Genomic DNA, 16,357 nt, shown 5'->3' on the forward strand with positions numbered 1-16,357 from the left:
GTAGGAGAGCCGGTTGGCGGCGATGCTCAACGCGTTACCGGTGCCGGTGTAGGCGTCGACGAGCTGCATCTCGCCGCCGCGCAGGTTCGCATAGTCGGTGGTGGAGATGCCGACGAAGACGCCGGTGTCGCTGCCGGCAAGCCGCTCGGGCACCTGTCCGGCGTCTTCCAAAGCCTCCCAAGCGGTCTCGAGGATGAGCCGTTGCTGGGGGTCCATCTGCGCCGATTCCCGCGGCGAGATGCCGAAGAACTGGAAGTCGAACTCGTCGATGCCGGGCACAAAACCGGCGCGGCGGGTGACCGAGGTGCCCGGCACGGTCGGATCCGGGTTGTAGAAGGCGTCGGCGTCCCAGCGGTCCGACGGTATCTCGCTGATTGCCTCCACGCCGCCGGACAGCAGCCGCCAGAAGCCCACCGGCCCGTCGGCCCCCGGAAACCGGCAGCCGATGCCGATGATGGCGATGGGCTCGTCGGCGGGGCGCAGGCCATCGCCGTTCCCGCCGTCCCCGGCGGGCGCGGCGATGCGGTCGTGTTCGGGGGCCTCTTCGGCGAGGTGCCGGGAAAGAAGTTCGATCGTGGGGTATTCGTAGGCGAGCGTGGGCGAAAGCTCGCGCCCCAGCCACGATTCCAGTGCCGCGGTCAGCCGGATGGCACGGACGGAATCCAGGCCGTAGTAGGCGAACGGGCGGGACGGGTCGATATCGGTTGCCGGGACACCGAATTCACCGGAGAGGTGGGCGGCTAACCAGTCCGCGATCTGCGCGGCGCTGCGCCCGCGATGCTCGGACGGCGCCGTGACCGGAGTGTGGGCGGGCAGCGGTGCGCGCCATTCGGTGACCGCCTCGAGCCGGCCGTCGAGGAACTGCTGCCGGCAGGCGGAGCGCTGGATCTTGCCACTGGAGGTGGTCGGAATCCGCATCGGTTTCAACAGGACGACGACGTCCGCCTGGATCTCGTGGTGTTCGGTGATCGCGGCCCGGACGGTGTCCACGATGGCGTTGAGTTCGGCTTCGCCCGCCTCCGGGTTGTTCACCTCCTGCACGACGACGAGTTGCTCGAGGGCATCCGGCCGGGGCGCGACCGAGAAGACCGCGCCCCGCCCGCGCAGCAGCGCCGGGTGGCAGGCCTGGACGGTGAGCTCGATGTCCTCGGGGTAGTGATTGCTGCCGCGGATGATGATGAGGTCCTTGCGGCGCCCGGTGACGAACAGCTCGCCCGACCCATAGAAGCCCAGGTCGCCGGTGCGCAGGAACGGGCCCGCCCCGGTGTCGGCCAGGTACGCCGAGAACGCCGCTTCGGTCTGTTCGGGGCTCTGCCAGTACCCGTGCGCGACGCTCGGCCCGGCGATCCAGATCTCGCCGACCTCGTCGGCGCCGCACGGCCGCCGGGTTTCCGGGTCGACAATGAGCACCTGCTGGCCCCCTTGCGGCCGGCCGCATCCGACCAGCGTTGTGGCGCTTGTGCTTTCCGGTGCCGCGTCGACCACCCGCCGCTCGCGTAAGGCGGCGCGATCGATGTGTCGGATCACCGGTTCCGGGGAGTCCGAGCCGCCGGAGACCAACAGCGTCGCCTCGGCCAGGCCGTACACCGGATAGAACGCCGCCGGCCGAAATCCGGAGGGGGCGAAGGCGTCCGCGAAACCCCGCAGTGTGGTGTCGCGCACCGGCTCCGCGCCGCACATGGCGGTCGACCAGTTGGACAGGTCGAGTGCCGCGCGCTGCTCGGGCGTGCTGAGTTCGACGCACATGTCGTAGGCGAAGTTGGGTGCGGCGGTGATCGTGGCGCGATGCCGGGACATCGCCTCCAGCCACCGCATCGGGCGCTTGATGAACGCGCTCGGTGGCATCAGGAAGGACGTACCCCCGACGTACAGCGTCTCGAGGAGACCGCCGATGAGGCCCATGTCGTGGTAGGGCGGCAGCCAGAACACACCGGTTGCGGCCCCGCCGAATCCCGACTTCCACGCCTGGCGGATGGCTTCCAGGTTGTGCACCAGGTTGCCGTGCGACAGCACAACACCTTTCGGCAACGCCGTGGACCCCGAGGTGTACTGCACCATGGCGACCGTTTCGGCGTCGACGTCCGGTGGTAGCCACCGCGCCCCGTCGCCGGCGGTGTCGGTGACGGACCACCGCAGTGGCCGTCCCTTGGCCAGGCCGTCCACCCTGGCCTTGATTCTCGCCTGCATTTCGGTGTTCGACAGCGCGAACTCCGGCCGCGCGTCGGCGATGATCGACTCGACGCGCGCGACCAGGTGATCGCGCACCGGCGGATGCACCGGGACCGCGATCGCCCCGGCGTAGAGGCAACCGAACAAGCCGGCAATGAAGTCCAGGCCGGGCGGGCACAGGACCAGGACCCGCTCGCCCCGGGCGCCCTGCGCCTGAAGGCCGGCCGCGATCCGTCGCGCGCGGGCGTCCAGTTCGTCATAGGTGAGCCGGCTGAGGTCGGCTTCCTCGCCGTCTCGGGAGAAGGCGAACGCCACCTTGCCCGCGTAAGGGATGGCGCGCTGCTGCAGCTGCTCGACCAGCGTCGGTGCGGTAAGCGGCGCGTAGTCTTCCACGCCCTCGGGCCGGTTCCGGTCTGCGGTGCTCAACTTGCTCCCCCTATCGCGCTCGGGTGGGCGATTCTTCGCCGACCCCGGCCACCAGCATCGCCCCGTCGGGCGGGTGCTGATCATCCGTCTTCTGTTGTTGCGCAACCCCTTCGGGCTCCTCGGTGACCCGGCCGTCGGTGCGGCTCTCGAGCAGCCCGCGGAACGCCTCCACCGTGTAGCCGGCGACGCTCGCGTCGGTGCGCGCCCGCACGGTCGCCGAGCGGGCCATCCGGAACAACGGCGCGAGCTCGCCCACGTACTCGCCCGGCGTGACGACTTTGACCAATTCCTCGGTGCCGTCCGCCGATTCGCGCACGACTTCCAGCTCGCCGTCGGCGACGACGTAGATCAAGTCTCCCATGCTGCCCTGCTCGAACAAGACCGAACCCTTTGCCAGGCTGACGGTTTCGGGCTCGCCTTCGACCGCGGCCGCATCCGGCAGCAATCTGACCACCTGATCGGCAAACGGCAGGATCCGCGTGTCGTGGGTGGCGACCACGACGATGCGTTCGCCGCTGGCCAACTCCCGGAGCAGGCGCAGCACCGCCTGCACCTGCGCCTGGTCCAGGTGCGCCGTGGGCTCGTCGGCCAGGATCAGCGGCGGGTCCAACGCGATGGCGCGGGCCACCGCCACCCGTTCCCGCTGACCGCCGCTGAGGTCACCCGGCCGATGCGTCATGCGGTCCTGCAACCCGAATTCGGTCAACAGTGCCTCGGCGCGCTCACGCGCCGCCCGCCGCGACCACCCGGCCGCCCACAACGGCACCGCCACGTTCTCGAGTGCGGTGAGGCTGGGTACCAGGTTGAACGATTGGAAGACGAAGCCGACGGTGTGGCGCCGGTAGGTGGTCAGCCTGCGGCGGTCGAGCGTGGTGACGTCGACGTCACCGACCTGGATGCTCCCGCCGGTGGGGCTGAGGATGCCGCCGATACACGACAGCAGCGTCGTCTTGCCACATCCGCTCGGGCCCAACAAGATCACCAGCGACCCAGCCTCCACCTGCAGGTCCAGACCGTCGATGACGCGCAGCGCCTCCCCGCCGACGGAGTACTCGACGACAAGGTCTTTGATGCGCAGATCCCCCACGACTAGGACCCCCCGAACGCCAGCACCGGGTCGATCGCCACCGCGCGCCGCAGTCCCGCCAGGCTCGCCAGCAATCCGATGACCACCGCGGTCCCCATCAGCGACAGGAACGTCGAGGCGGTCACCGCGACGAGCATCGGGAACAGCGGGCCGATCAACACGGCCAGCAGGCCGCCGAGCATCGCCGCGACCGACGCGACGAGCACCGCCTGCAGGACGAGCCCGGCCAGCACCGAGTGCGTGGCCACACCGACGGCTTTGAACACCGCGAAGTCGCGGGTCCGCTCCGACGCGGACAGATAGATCAACGATCCGACGATCTGCGCCGCCACCGCCCACAGCAGAATCGCCAAGTACGACATCGCCAGGCGGGCGCCGTGCAGCGGGCGCACCATGTCGTCGACCGCCGCGCGGCGATCGACGAGGCGGTAGCCGTCCGGTATCTGCTTGAGCTTGCCGCGCAGGCCGATCGCGGAGATCACCGGCTGCCCGGAAAACATCAACCGCTGGGCTCCCGCCACGGTCAAAAACGCGTTGGGTTGACCCGCGAGCGTGGTGGATTTGTCGACCAGCCCCACGATCTTCAGCCGCTGCGGGCCCACCTCGATGTCGTCGCCGATCGAGCGGCCCAGCGTGTCCGAGACGACGGCCTCGCCGGGATTCGACGGTGGCCGCCCCGTCGCGATCCGCGGCATCGCCTGTTCAGGCACACCGTAGACGTTCAGGTTTTCCGGTGAGCGTCGATCTTGCATGATCGTGTTGCCGTAAACGACGGGGATCGCCGATTCCACCCCCGGGAGCCGGGCGACCCTCTGCGCTTCGGCCTCCGGGAACCTGGTCGACCCGAGGAACGGGCCCACCGCGCCCGTCTGGATCAGGTAGGTGTCGATGCCCATCGAGTCGACCACCCGCTTGGCCTCGACCCGGAAACCCAGCGTCAGTCCGGTGAGGATGAGGGTCATCGCGAATACCATTCCGGTGCCGACGACCGCGATGATGAAGCGTCGCTGACGCCACTGGATGTCGCGTATCGCGGTGATGAGCATGGGCGTGCGTGCCCGCCGTTGCAGGGCCCCGACATGCGGCACGGATCGACCTCCGATCTGGCTTACCTAGCCAGAATCCCGAGATCCGCGGGAATCACGTAGAGCCGAAGGGCCTTGATCGGGCGTGACTTATGCCCCGATCGCGCAGGTTGCGGGCCATTTTCACCGGCGTCGGCCCGTGACTGTCGTCACACCGGCCGCAGCGGCCACCACTCCGGTGCTACCAAAACCGCTGTGGGCGCGGCGAAGTCACCGAGGGTCGGCAACCAGCCACTTCTCGAACGCGATCGGGACGAACGGCCCCCAGGACGGCAACGGGTCGGCGGGCACCCGGACGTAGCCGGTCGCGTCGTACAGCGCCTCGGCCTCGGGTTGCCGGTTCCCGGTGATCAGGTAGAGCCGCCGGTACCCGCGCGCGGCCGCCTCGGCCTCGAGCGCCGCCAGCAGGGCCCGGGCGTAACCGCGGCGCCGCTGGGTGCGGTCGGTCCAGATCCGCTTGAGCTCGGCGGTCTCGGCGTCGTAGCGCCGGAACGCGCCCCCGGTGACGGGCACTCCGTCGAGCACGCACCTGTCCTGGCTGCCCGTGCCCGCGACCGAGTTGGCGGCGCCGGACGGCGGCCTGCTGATCGGCGTGCCCCCGTAGCGCTGCGCGTACTCATCGGCCAGCTCGGCCAGCAGCGGCTGCGCCAGCGGATCATCGTGGGTGGCCGACACGAACCGCAGCTCGCGATCCGCGGCCGGCGCGGTTGACGGGTGCACCACGTACCCATCCAACGCCTGCGACCGCGACACATTCCACCGGCTCACCCGACCGGGTCGGCCGCGCGCGGCGCGTCCGGCAGCCGGGCGTCCGCTCGCCGGCGGAGCCGGGCAAGCGGTGCGGGCGCCCACCAGTTCAGGCGACCGAACACGTGCATGAAGGCCGGGACGAGCAGCACTCGCACCAGCGTCGCGTCCACCAGGACCGCAAGGGTCAGGCCCACCCCGAACATCCGCATGAACGAGACGTCCGCCGACGTCAGCGCCGCGAACGAGATCGACATCAACAGCGCTGCCGCCGTGATGATCCGGCCCGTCCGGGCGACGCCCAGCGCGATGCTCTCGTCGTTGTCGGAACGTGTGCGCGGTGACTCCAGCCAGTACTCCCGGATGCGGGCCAGCAGGAAAACCTCGTAGTCCATGGACAATCCGAATGCGATGCAGAACATCAGCACCGGAATGTTGGCGACCAGCGTGCCGGTCGGGGTGGTGCCCAACGCCCCCAGATGCCCGTCCTGGAAGATCCACACCAAAGCGCCGAACCCCGTCGTCAACGACAGCATGTTGAGCAGCACCGCTTTGACGGGCAGCACCACGCTGCCGGTGAGGGCGAAGAGCAGCACCAGCGTGACGCACGCGACGAAGCCGAACAGCAATGGCAATCGCGACGTGATCGCCTGCACCGAGTCCCGATTCATCTGGGCCATGCCGGTCATCTCGGCCCGCCGGTCCCCGGGCAACGCAATCGCGTGCAAGCCGTCCAGCTGGGTGTCGGAGGCCGCGGAATACAGCGGCGCACCGCTGGCCACCGTCAGGTAGGCGCTCCCGGCCGCCAGGCCGGCCGGCGCGGACGGCGGCCCCTTGCGTTCGCCGGCGACGAAGGTGGCCGTCGGCGAGGACACCGCCGACACGTCGGGAACCCGCGACAGCCGCGCGGCATATTCTTCGAGCTCGCCCGTCGTCAGGCCCTCGGTGCGCGCGATGACGACCCGCACCGTGGTCGCGGCATCGGCACCGAAGTCTTGCCGGATCCGGTCGCTGACGGCGCGCGCCGACGATGACGCCGGCAGCACCCGATCGTCGGGATAACCCCATTTGATGCCGAGGAACGGCGCGCCCAGAGCCAGCAGGAGGGCGATGATCGCCAGGCCGACCGGCAGCGCGTGCCGCATGGCGAGCGTGGCCGTGCGGTACCAGAAGGTCTGTTCGATCGCGACCGGGGGCGGCGGCGGGCGCCGAAACAGCCTGCGCCCCAAGTCCCAGACATTGAGCGCGTCGAGCCGGTCCCCCAACACGACGATCACCGCGGGCGCGATCACCATCGCGGCCAACGCCGCGAACGCCACCACCGCGACGCCCGCGTAGGCGAAGGACCGCAGGAAGTACATGGGGAAGACCACCAGCGCTGAAAGCGCGAGGGCCACCGTCATGGCGGAGAACAGCACCGTGCGCCCGGCCGTCGCCATGGTGCGCGCGAGGGCTTCGTTTCGCGCCCGCCCCTCGGCCAGCTCGTCGCGGTAGCGACTGATGATCAGCAGGGTGTAGTCGATGCCCAACGCCAAGGCCAGCGCCACCGCGACGTTCACGGCGAAGATCGATACGTCCGCGACCACGGCCACCGCGCGTAACACCGCGAGCGCGCCCAGGATTGCGAAGCCGCCGACCAGGATCGGCAGCGCCGCGGCGAGCAACCCGCCGAATACCCATAACAGCGCAGCGAAACTCAACGGTATGGCCACGAATTCCATTCGCAACAAGTCATTTTCGGTCTGCCGGTTGAGTTCTTCGTAGATCACGGCCATTCCGCCGGCCTGCACGGTCACGCCGTCGCGGTCGCGCGCCAGCCGGTCGGCCAGCTCCCGGGCGTGCTTCGGCGCGCCGGTTTCCCCGCCGTTGAGCGCCGCCACGATCAGTGCGGACCTGCCGTCGGCGCTGATCAACCCGGGCCGCGATGCATTCCAGGGGGATGCCACCTGGGCGACGAACGGGGAGCGGGCCAACTGCTGGACGATGTCCTCGCCCACCATCCGGGCGGGACCTTCGTTGACGCCCCCCGGTGAGCTCACCAGCAGCGTCATCTCCATGTCGCCCTGGCCGAACTTCTCCCCCAGGATGGCCGCCGCGCGCGCGGATTCGGCCGTCTGGTCGAGGAATCCACCGCCGGGCAGGGTCGCCGCGGCCGGGATACCGAAGACGGCGGCCAGGACGGCGACGAGGATCGCGCCCGCGATCACCCGTCGCGGGGCGGAGATGGCGATCAGGGCCAGTCGCGTCAGCATGGGCTCGGACCCTTTCTCGTCGCGGCTCACAAAGCGTGTTACGACGTTAGGCCGCACGGGGTTCACCGATCCGGGCAACGAATTTAAGTTAATTAACCGTTAACCAACTTAACGGAGACGGCGCCGCGGCTAGGTACGCGTCGCGGTGAGGTATTCCGGGACGAACTCGGTGCCGCCGCTCCGCCGGGCCGGCAGCCCCACGCCGCCCGGCAGGCCGGTGTCGTTGCGCCGCACCGTCTCCCAGCCGCGGGCGGCCAGATAGTCGGGGACGTAGTGGTACTGCCCCGCGTGGGTCAGGCTGGCCAGGTCGACGTCCAGCCCGCGGCGGCGCCACCCCTCGACGAACGACCGCTCCGCCTCCAGCTGCAAGGGCGTCCACGTCGGCATGTGGTCGGCGGCCAACCGGCTGCCGGCGGCGCTCATCGTGGTGACGCCCTGCAGCACCCGGTCCTGCACACCGGGCGTCAGGTAGCCGATCAGCAACTGCTCGGCGATCCACACCGCGGGCGCGGTGGCGTCGAAACCGACCCGCAGCAGCGCGGCGGGCCAATCCCGATGCAGGTCGACGCCGACGGCGCGCCGGCTCGCGGTCAGTTCGGCGCCCAGCCCCCGCAGCACCCCGGACTTGAAGTCGAGCGCCTCGGGCCGGTCGATCTCGTAGATGGTCGTTCCGGGCGGCCACCACAGCCGGTAGGCCCGGGTATCCAGCCCCGCCGCCAGGATCACCACCTGGCGCAGGCCCGCCCTCCCGGCTTCGGCGGCGAACTCGTCGACGGACCGGCACCAGGCCGCGCAGATGTCCAGGAACCGCGGCCCGGCGGTGTCGTCCGCGGCGAACCGGTCGTCGTCGATCACCCGCACGAGGCGGTCGACGCCGGCGGCGCGCAACAGCGGTTCGGCGAAGGGATCGCTCAGCAGGCCCTTGTTGGTGGCGACGGCCCGGGCGGCCGCGCCGAATGCCGCGGTCACCGCCACCCCCACCGTCGCCGCCATGGGTCAGACGCCGGACCGGCGCCGCAGGGTCAGCCCGGCGATCGCTCGCCAGCCGAGCAGCAACAACGCGGTGACCGAGGCCGCGACCACCACGAAACTGGCCGCCACACCCGCGGAAGTGGCCTTGCGCAACACCATGCCGACCACGACGGTGCACAGCCAGACCACCACCCCGGTCGGCACCACCGCCGTGGGGCGCCGCCAGGCGCGGGATGCCAGCCACCCGACGACGGTGCCGGTGAGAAACGGCCAGGCGGTGGTGGCGACGCCGGTGATGTTGAGTCCTTCGTCGTGACTGCGACGGCCGACGGCGCAGAAGACCACCACACCGATGACGTCCAGGCCCAACCACACCAGCCGTCGCATGTCGCGAGAGTACCGGGGCGGGAGCCGTCCTTGACCCCGCCACCGCGATGAACCTATGTTCGTCCGCAATGAACGCGCATTCACCAGGCCGCCTGGCGCTCGTGACCGGCGCCGGCTCGGGCATCGGCAGGGCGATAGCGCTGGCGTTCGCCGCACAGGGCGACCGGGTGATCGCCGCCGACCTGGACGAGGCCGCCGCGGCGGCCACCGCCGAGCAGCACCCCGACCTGGTCACCGCGCTGCCGGTCGATGTCGCCGACCCGGCCCGGGTCGACGCCCTGCGCGACGCCACCCACGCCGAAGCCGGCGTCCCCGACATCGTGGTCAACGCCGCCGGCTGGGACCGCACCGACCAATTCCTCAACGCCACACCGGAATTCGCGGCCAAGGTGGTCGCGATCAACTACCTGGGGCCGGTGCACGTCTGCGCCGCGTTCCTGCCGGGGATGATCGACACCCACGGCGGCGGGCGCGTGGTCAACGTCGCCAGCGATGCGGGCCGCGTCGGCAGCGCCGGGGAATCCATCTACGCGGGCGCCAAGGGCGGGGTGATCGCGCTGACCAAGTCGCTGGCCCGGGAGATGGCCCGCCACCGGATCACGGTCAACTGCGTGTGCCCGGGCCCGACGGACACGCCGCTGTTTCACGCCCAATCCGAGAAGCTGAAAGAGGCGCTGGTCAAAGCCATCCCGTTTCGCCGGCTGGCCCGGCCCGAGGAGGTCGCCGCGCCCGTGCTGTTCTTCGCCTCGCCCGCCGCGTCGTTCATCACCGGACAGGTGATCAGCGTCAGCGGCGGCCTGACGATGGCCGGTTGAGGGCCGGTTGAGGGCCGGTTGAGGGCCGGTCAGTGGCAGGCTGAGACCCATGAGCACCCAGAAACCTCCCGCCTTCGACCGGTACGACCCGCTGGGCCTGGACGCCTCGCTGTCCGACGACGAGCTCGCGCTGCGGGACACCGTACGGAGGTTCTGCGCCGAGCACGTCGCCCCGCGCATCGCGGAGTGGTTCGAGATCGGCGACCTGCCGGTCCGCGAACTCGCCAAGGGCTTCGGCCAGCTCGGGCTGCTGGGCATGCACCTGGAGGGCTACGGCTGCGGCGGGGCCTCCGCGGTGCACTACGGCCTGGCCTGCGTGGAGCTGGAGGCCGCCGACTCCGGCCTGCGGTCGATGGTCTCGGTGCAGGGTTCGCTGGCGATGTTCGCGATCTGGAATTTCGGGTCCGAGGAACAGAAACAGGAGTGGCTGCCCGCGATGGCGTCGGGCGAGCTGCTGGGCTGCTTCGGGCTGACCGAACCCGACGTGGGGTCCGACCCGGCCGCGATGAAAACCCGTGCGCGGCGCGACGGTTCGGACTGGGTGCTGGACGGCCGCAAACTGTGGATCACCAACGGCTCGGTCGCCGACGTCGCGGTCGTGTGGGCCACCACCGACGACGGGGTTCGCGGTTTCATCGTCCCCACCAAGACGCCGGGCTTCTCCGCCAACACCATTCACCACAAGCTGTCGCTGCGAGCCTCGATCACCAGCGAGTTGGTGCTCGACGGCGTGCGGCTGCCGGCCGACGCGATGCTGCCGGAGGCCAAAGGCCTGCGGGGACCGCTGTCGTGTTTGTCCGAGGCGCGCTACGGGATCATCTGGGGTTCGATGGGCGCGGCGCGGTCGGCCTGGCAGGCCGCCCTCGACTACGCCACGCAGCGCACGCAATTCGGGCGCCCGATCGCCGGATTCCAGCTGACCCAGGCCAAGCTCGTCGACATGGCGGTGGAACTGCACAAGGGTCAACTGCTTTCGCTGCACCTCGGCCGCCTCAAGGACAGCGTCGGGCTGCGGCACGAGCAGGTCAGCTTCGGCAAGCTGAACAACACCCGCGAGGCCATCAAGATCTGCCGGACCGCGCGAACGATCTTGGGCGGCAACGGGATATCGCTCGAGTATCCGGTGATCAGGCACATGGTCAACCTGGAGTCGGTGCTCACCTACGAGGGCACGCCCGAGATGCACCAGCTGGTCCTCGGCCAGGCGTTCACCGGCAGCGACGCCTTCCGGTAAAAGCGGGAAAATATGGCCCTCGATTACGGCGAGCTCCCGGTGCAGGAGGCCGTCCGCGCGGCCCGGACCACCGCGCGCCGACGCCAGCTGCTCGACGCCGCGGTCAAGGTGATGGGAACCCACGGCTTCCACCAGACGTCCATGCAGCACCTGGCCGCCGAGGCCAAGGTCAGCGTCGGCCTCATCTACACCTACTTCGGCGGCAAGGAGGAGCTGCTACTCGCCACGATCGTGCGGATCCTCGACGTGTTCCGCGACCAACTGGCGCCGGTGATGGCCGCCGCCGGCGACGACGTGGTGGACCGACTGGCCGCCGGCATCCGCCGCTACATCCAGATCGTGGACGAGAACCTCGACGGGGTGGTGCTGACCTACCGGGAGAGTCGCACACTGGCGCCGGCCGACCGGGCGCGGATCAAGGAACTCGAAATCGCCAGCGCCGCGCCGCTGCGCGCGGTGATCGAGACGGGGATCGGCCAGGGCGTCTTCCGCGATGTCGACGTCGACCTCACCGTGGTCGACATCATGCTGCTCGCCCACGGCTGGGCGCTCAAGCATTGGCATTTCGGGCCGGTCTACACCCGCGAGCAGTACATCCGGCTGCAGACCCGCCACGTGCTCGACGCCCTGGTGCGCGAGAACCGTCGCGCCGACTACGCGCACGTGCTGGAATGGGAGGCATGACAGGCACCGCGCTTCGCCGCCTGGCCGCGACGCTGGCGCTGACCCTGGGCACCGCGGCTGCCGGCGTCCCGCCGGCCGGCGCCGACCCCACCGCCGCGCTGCCCCCGATGACGTCGACCGGCGGCGGACCGATCATCGGCGGCGGCAGCAACGCCGGCATCGCGGCGCAACTGTTCAGCTTCGGCACCCCCAATGTGCAGGAGGTCGACGGCTCGGATGCGGCCCAATTCATCACGGCCGCCGCCGGCAGCGCCAATCAGCAACTGGCCGCGCCCTTCTCGCTCATGCGCCGGGCGCTGGCCTGCCAGCCCAACAATGCCGGGTTCGGGGCGCGCGCCTATCGGCGCAGCGACGGGCAATGGGGAGGCGCGATGGTGGTCGCCGCCAAGAGCGCGACACCCAACATCGACGGGCTGGTGGGCTGCGCCAAGACCAACTGGCGCCGAGCCACGGCCGGCACCCAGAGTTCGCTCTGCAACAGCGGTTGGAGCACCCCCAACACCTACGAGAGCCGCCGCGGCGAGACTTACTACGTCCTGCTGGCCGGCACCGCCGACGACTTCTGCACCGCCGTCAACGGCAAGTTCAAGGACAACTCCAACGGGTGGCCGTTCTAGCGGGCGGTGCGAAAGATAGTGCGCGCGTGACAAATTGGCCTGTCGTCCCGCACTGCTGCCGTTCCGTGCCGCCAAGGGCGGGTTCATCATCGAAGAATCTCGCGGATGGCCACAAGCAATGCGGTCGGTTGTTCGGGCGCATTGAATTCAATTGATTCGGCGCGCCCGCGGCAGTCGCACCGAAGAGTCCACGCGTCCATTTTTCGAAATCCGTTCGCGGAACTGCCATCACAACGTAGACTTCCGCCATCGGGCAATCAGTAACCAGCGAATTGTCCTCCAGGAACGGGGTGGTGTTGTGTCACGATTGACCGGAAAAATCATTCTCGCAGCGATGCTCGGCTTTACCGTCTGCGCGGCCTCGGGTTGTACGACGCCGATAACGATTGATTGCGGTCCGTCCTTGACCTGCCAATAGCGGCAAGGTGACGAATTGGGTCGCGCTTCATTCGCGCGGCCCAATTCGTTTGCCCGCAGTTGGCGCCGGATTGTCCAGTGGCACAGCCGGTTCTGTGGGCGCTCTCGCCGGTTCGGGCCGCGCCGTGACGTTCGCCCGGTCGAAGTCGTACGGTGGACGTACATTCTGCGTCCAGAACGACACGGCCAATAAGGGGTGAGCATGTCTCGTCATCGCGTCGTCATCATCGGAAGCGGGTTCGGTGGTCTGAACGCCGCGAAGGCGCTCAAACGCGCCGACGTCGACGTCACCCTGGTCTCGAAGACCACGACTCACCTGTTCCAGCCCTTGTTGTACCAGGTCGCCACCGGCATCCTGTCCGAAGGCGACATCGCCCCGACCACCCGGCTGATCCTGCGTCGGCAGAAGAACGTCCGGGTGCTGTGGGGCGAAGTCAGCGGGATCGACCTGACCGCCAAGACCGTCACGTCGCACCTGATGGGCATGCAGACGGTCACGCCGTTCGACAGCCTCATCCTGGCCGCCGGCGCCCAGCAGTCCTACTTCGGCAACGACGAGTACGCCGCCTTCGCGCCCGGCATGAAGAGCATCGACGACGCCCTCGAGCTGCGGGCCCGCATCCTCGGCGCGTTCGAGGCCGCCGAGGTGGCCACCGACCCCGAGGAACGGCGGCGCCGGCTGACGTTCGTCGTCGTGGGCGCCGGGCCGACGGGCGTCGAGCTGGCCGGCGAGATCGTCCAGCTCGCCGAGCGCACCCTGGCCGGGGCGTTCCGGACCATCACGCCCAGCGAATGCCGGGTCATCCTGCTCGACGCGGCGCCGGCGGTGTTGCCGCCGATGGGCGAGAACCTGGGCCTCAAGGCGCAACGCCGGCTCGAGAAGATGGGCGTCGAGATCCAGCTCAACGCGATGGTGACCGCGGTGGACTACATGGGCATCACGGTCAAGGAGAAGGACGGCACCGAGCGGCGCATCGAGTGCGCGTGCAAGGTCTGGGCGGCCGGCGTGCAGGCCAGCGGTCTGGGCAAGATGGTCGCCGAGCAGTCCGACGGCACCGAGACCGACCGGGCCGGACGCGTGATCGTCGAGCCCGACCTCAGCGTCAAGGGCCACCCCTACGTGTTCGTCGTCGGCGACCTGATGTCCGTGCCCGGCGTCCCGGGGATGGCCCAGGGCGCGATCCAAGGGGCGCACTACGTCACCACGCTGATCAAGCACGCGGTGAAGGGCACCGACGATCCGGCCAACCGCAAGCCGTTCAACTACTTCGACAAGGGCAGCATGGCCCTCATCTCGCGGTACAGCGCCGTCGCCAAGATCGGCAAGCTGGAGTTCGGCGGCTTCATCGCCTGGTTGGCGTGGCTGCTGCTGCACCTGTTGTACCTGGTCGGCTTCCGTAACCGCCTAGCCGCCATGTTCTCCTGGGGCATCTCCTTTTTGGGGCGCACCCGCGGCCAGATGGCGATCACCAGCCAGATGATGTACGCGCGGCCGGTGGTGGACTGGGTGGAGCGGCAGGCGCAGGAGGGCACGCTGGCGGCGGCCGAGCGCATCGAGGCGGCCGAGAAGCAGGCCGGTTAGCTCTTGAACTAGCTCAGGGCCTGGTCGATGTCGGCGATCAGGTCGTCGGTGCCCTCGAGCCCCACGGAGATCCGGACCACGTTGTCCCCGAGGCCGATCGCGGCGCGGCCCTCCGGGCCCATCGCACGGTGGGTGGTGGTGGCGGGATGTGTGACAAGGGATTTGGCGTCACCCAGATTGTTGGAGATGTCGATCAGCCGCAGCTTGTCCAGCACCTCGAAGGCCCGTTGTTTGGCGGCGCTTTCCGGGCAGTCGAGCGCGAAGGTGATCACCGTCCCGCCGCCGGACATCTGGCGCTTGGCCAGGTCGTATTGCGGGTGCGACGGCAGGTACGGATAGCGCACCCAGCTCACCGCCGGATGGGTCTGCAGGAATTCCGCGATCCGGTGCGCCGAGGAATTGCTGTACTGGACCCGGACGGCCAGCGTCTCAAGGCCTTTCACCAACACCCAGGCGTTGAACGCGCTCAGCGCCGGTCCGGTGTGCCGCATCAGCTTCTGCACCGGGCCGTCGATGTACTCCTTGTCGCCGAGGATGGCGCCGCCGAGCACCCGGCCCTGGCCGTCGATGTGCTTAGTGCCCGAGTACACCACCACGTCGACGCCGAGCGGGATACCCTGCTGCAGCAGCGGCGTGGCGAAGACGTTGTCCAGCACCACCTTTGCCCCCGCGGCGTGCGCGAGCTCGACCACCGCGGCGATGTCCACCAGCGACTGCATCGGGTTCGACGGCGTCTCGAAGAACACGGCCTGGGTGGGTACCGACAGCGCCTCCTCCCACTGCGCCGGGTCGTCGCCGTCGACGAAGACGGTCTGGACACCCCAGCGCGGCAGGATCTCGTTGCACACCACGTAACACGACCCGAACAGGCTGCGCGAGGCGACCAGCCGGTCCCCGGCGGCCAGTAGCGCGCCCAGCGAAGTGAACACCGCCGCCATGCCGCTCGCGGTGGCGAACGCCGCGGGCGCGCCCTCGATGAGGCGCAATCGCTCCTCGAACATCGACACGGTCGGATTCCCGTACCGCGAGTACACGAAGTGGTCCAGCTCGCCGGTGAACGACTTCTCCGCGACGGCCGCCGAGGAGTAGACATAGCCGGACGTCAAGAACATCGCCTCGGCTGTCTCGTCGAACCCCGAGCGCAGCAGCCCGCCGCGCACGCCGATGGTTGCCGGGCTGACGCCGTCGGGCAGCGCTTTGGGTGTGCGGACGGAGTCCCCCGGCGGGGAGCTCACAGCTGTTTCCAGGGCAATCCGATGGCGCGCCAGCCCGATTCGCCACGCTGCCCCGCCGCGTTCACGTGTCCTTCGAACCCGTCCAGCACGTTGTAGGCCGGGGTGATGCCCGCCCGGGTGGCGGCCTCGGCCGCGCCGATCGACCGGTTGCCCGAGCGGCACAGGAAGACCACCGGCCGCTCCGCCTCGGCGTCGGGCACGCGATCGCGCAGCTCGTCGGTGAAGTTGGCGTTGAACCTGCCGTCGGAGGTGTTCCACTCGATGAACACCACCTCGCGGCCCAGGCTGGACAGGTCGGGCACGCCGACGAACCGCCATTCGGCGTCGGTGCGCACGTCGACCAGCACCGCATCGGGGTTGCCGCTGAGCAGCTGCCATGCCTGCTGGGGCGTGATGTCTCCGGCGTAGGAGCCCGGGTGCTCTGTGCTCATGACCCCGAATCGTAACGAGGTCACCGCACCGGGGGATAACTCAGTGCGCGGGGTTGCGCGCGGCCAGCCGGCTGGCCACCTCGCGGGCGCGGTCGCGCGCCGCCGCCACCTCCGGCGCCGTCGCCAACGCCTGGAACCCCCGCCCGACGACGCGCAGGTCGCTCTCGGGCACGCTCAGCGCCCGGCCCAGCGCGGCGGCCGACGCGTCGGCGCGCTG

General features: G+C 69.6%; 14 protein-coding genes and 1 pseudogene. 5 read left to right on the forward strand and 10 right to left on the reverse strand.

The window, feature by feature from the left end:
- From A5692_RS08685 to A5692_RS08715, 7 genes are all read right to left on the reverse strand, one after another.
- On the reverse strand, positions 1–2,595 hold a 2,595-nt coding region (locus A5692_RS08685; RefSeq protein WP_304528606.1), incomplete at its 3' end, for an AMP-binding protein.
- 10 nt (positions 2,596–2,605) lie between these two features.
- Positions 2,606–3,682 (reverse strand): ATP-binding cassette domain-containing protein, encoded by a 1,077-nt coding sequence (locus A5692_RS08690; protein WP_082962484.1) that lies wholly within the window; start codon positions 3,680–3,682, stop codon positions 2,606–2,608.
- Positions 3,683–3,684: 2 nt separating this feature from the next.
- Entirely contained in the window at positions 3,685–4,728 is a 1,044-nt protein-coding gene (locus A5692_RS08695) for an ABC transporter permease (RefSeq protein WP_068054674.1), read from the reverse strand.
- A gap of 249 nt (positions 4,729–4,977) precedes the next feature.
- A complete protein-coding gene (locus tag A5692_RS08700) occupies positions 4,978–5,490 on the reverse strand; it encodes a GNAT family N-acetyltransferase (RefSeq protein WP_369830280.1) in 513 nt (170 codons plus the stop codon).
- Between the two features lie 41 nt (positions 5,491–5,531).
- The gene (locus A5692_RS08705; protein WP_068054680.1) at positions 5,532–7,766 is read right to left on the reverse strand and encodes an MMPL family transporter; all 2,235 of its coding nucleotides are present in this window, start codon (positions 7,764–7,766) and stop codon (positions 5,532–5,534) included.
- A gap of 129 nt (positions 7,767–7,895) precedes the next feature.
- Positions 7,896–8,759 (reverse strand): SAM-dependent methyltransferase, encoded by an 864-nt coding sequence (locus tag A5692_RS08710; RefSeq protein WP_068054650.1) that lies wholly within the window; start codon positions 8,757–8,759, stop codon positions 7,896–7,898.
- Between the two features lie 3 nt (positions 8,760–8,762).
- On the reverse strand, positions 8,763–9,125 hold the full coding sequence (locus A5692_RS08715) for a DUF3054 domain-containing protein (RefSeq protein ID WP_068054653.1): 363 nt from the start codon (positions 9,123–9,125) through the stop codon (positions 8,763–8,765).
- Positions 9,126–9,193: 68 nt separating this feature from the next.
- Here A5692_RS08715 and A5692_RS08720 point away from each other — a divergent pair, with 68 nt between their 5' ends.
- The 5 genes from A5692_RS08720 to A5692_RS08740 all read left to right on the forward strand — a co-directional run bounded on the left by A5692_RS08720 (position 9,194) and on the right by A5692_RS08740 (position 14,474).
- Positions 9,194–9,940, forward strand: coding sequence for an SDR family NAD(P)-dependent oxidoreductase (locus A5692_RS08720; RefSeq protein ID WP_068054656.1), 747 nt, complete (start codon positions 9,194–9,196; stop codon positions 9,938–9,940).
- Positions 9,941–9,989: 49 nt separating this feature from the next.
- Entirely contained in the window at positions 9,990–11,174 is a 1,185-nt protein-coding gene (locus tag A5692_RS08725) for an acyl-CoA dehydrogenase (RefSeq protein ID WP_068054659.1), read from the forward strand.
- A gap of 12 nt (positions 11,175–11,186) precedes the next feature.
- The gene (locus tag A5692_RS08730; protein WP_068054661.1) at positions 11,187–11,858 is read left to right on the forward strand and encodes a TetR/AcrR family transcriptional regulator; all 672 of its coding nucleotides are present in this window, start codon (positions 11,187–11,189) and stop codon (positions 11,856–11,858) included.
- Positions 11,855–12,475 carry a hypothetical protein gene (locus A5692_RS08735; RefSeq protein ID WP_068054664.1) on the forward strand — a complete coding sequence of 207 codons (621 nt, stop codon included), beginning with the start codon at positions 11,855–11,857 and terminating at the stop codon, positions 12,473–12,475. The genes A5692_RS08730 and A5692_RS08735 overlap by 4 nt, the downstream gene beginning before the upstream one ends.
- A gap of 619 nt (positions 12,476–13,094) precedes the next feature.
- Positions 13,095–14,474: an NAD(P)/FAD-dependent oxidoreductase gene (locus A5692_RS08740; protein WP_068054683.1), complete on the forward strand. Its 1,380-nt coding sequence runs from the start codon at positions 13,095–13,097 to the stop codon at positions 14,472–14,474.
- Between the two features lie 8 nt (positions 14,475–14,482).
- Here the strand turns inward: A5692_RS08740 and A5692_RS08745 are convergent, their stop codons facing one another.
- From A5692_RS08745 to A5692_RS28965, 3 genes and pseudogenes are all read right to left on the reverse strand, one after another.
- Positions 14,483–15,709 carry an O-succinylhomoserine sulfhydrylase gene (locus A5692_RS08745; protein WP_068054667.1) on the reverse strand — a complete coding sequence of 409 codons (1,227 nt, stop codon included), beginning with the start codon at positions 15,707–15,709 and terminating at the stop codon, positions 14,483–14,485.
- Complete coding sequence (locus A5692_RS08750; protein WP_068054671.1) at positions 15,706–16,140, reverse strand: rhodanese-like domain-containing protein; 435 nt, start codon at positions 16,138–16,140, stop codon at positions 15,706–15,708. Before A5692_RS08750 ends, A5692_RS08745 begins: the two co-directional genes overlap by 4 nt.
- Positions 16,141–16,180: 40 nt before the next feature.
- Positions 16,181–16,357, reverse strand: a pseudogene (locus tag A5692_RS28965) (formate-dependent phosphoribosylglycinamide formyltransferase); the annotation flags it as partial.

Source organism: Mycobacterium sp. E342, from assembly GCF_001667665.1.
Classification (GTDB): domain Bacteria; phylum Actinomycetota; class Actinomycetes; order Mycobacteriales; family Mycobacteriaceae; genus Mycobacterium.

Coding starts and splice junctions, on each gene's coding strand:
- A5692_RS08730 (WP_068054661.1), top strand. CDS start 11,187: ATGGCCCTCGATTACGGCGAGCTCCCGGTGCAGGAGGCCGTCCGCGCG.
- A5692_RS08750 (WP_068054671.1), bottom strand. CDS start 16,140: ATGAGCACAGAGCACCCGGGCTCCTACGCCGGAGACATCACGCCCCAG.
- A5692_RS08740 (WP_068054683.1), top strand. CDS start 13,095: ATGTCTCGTCATCGCGTCGTCATCATCGGAAGCGGGTTCGGTGGTCTG.
- A5692_RS08735 (WP_068054664.1), top strand. CDS start 11,855: ATGACAGGCACCGCGCTTCGCCGCCTGGCCGCGACGCTGGCGCTGACC.
- A5692_RS08725 (WP_068054659.1), top strand. CDS start 9,990: ATGAGCACCCAGAAACCTCCCGCCTTCGACCGGTACGACCCGCTGGGC.
- A5692_RS08695 (WP_068054674.1), bottom strand. CDS start 4,728: ATGCTCATCACCGCGATACGCGACATCCAGTGGCGTCAGCGACGCTTC.
- A5692_RS08710 (WP_068054650.1), bottom strand. CDS start 8,759: ATGGCGGCGACGGTGGGGGTGGCGGTGACCGCGGCATTCGGCGCGGCC.
- A5692_RS08720 (WP_068054656.1), top strand. CDS start 9,194: ATGAACGCGCATTCACCAGGCCGCCTGGCGCTCGTGACCGGCGCCGGC.
- A5692_RS08715 (WP_068054653.1), bottom strand. CDS start 9,125: ATGCGACGGCTGGTGTGGTTGGGCCTGGACGTCATCGGTGTGGTGGTC.
- A5692_RS08705 (WP_068054680.1), bottom strand. CDS start 7,766: ATGCTGACGCGACTGGCCCTGATCGCCATCTCCGCCCCGCGACGGGTG.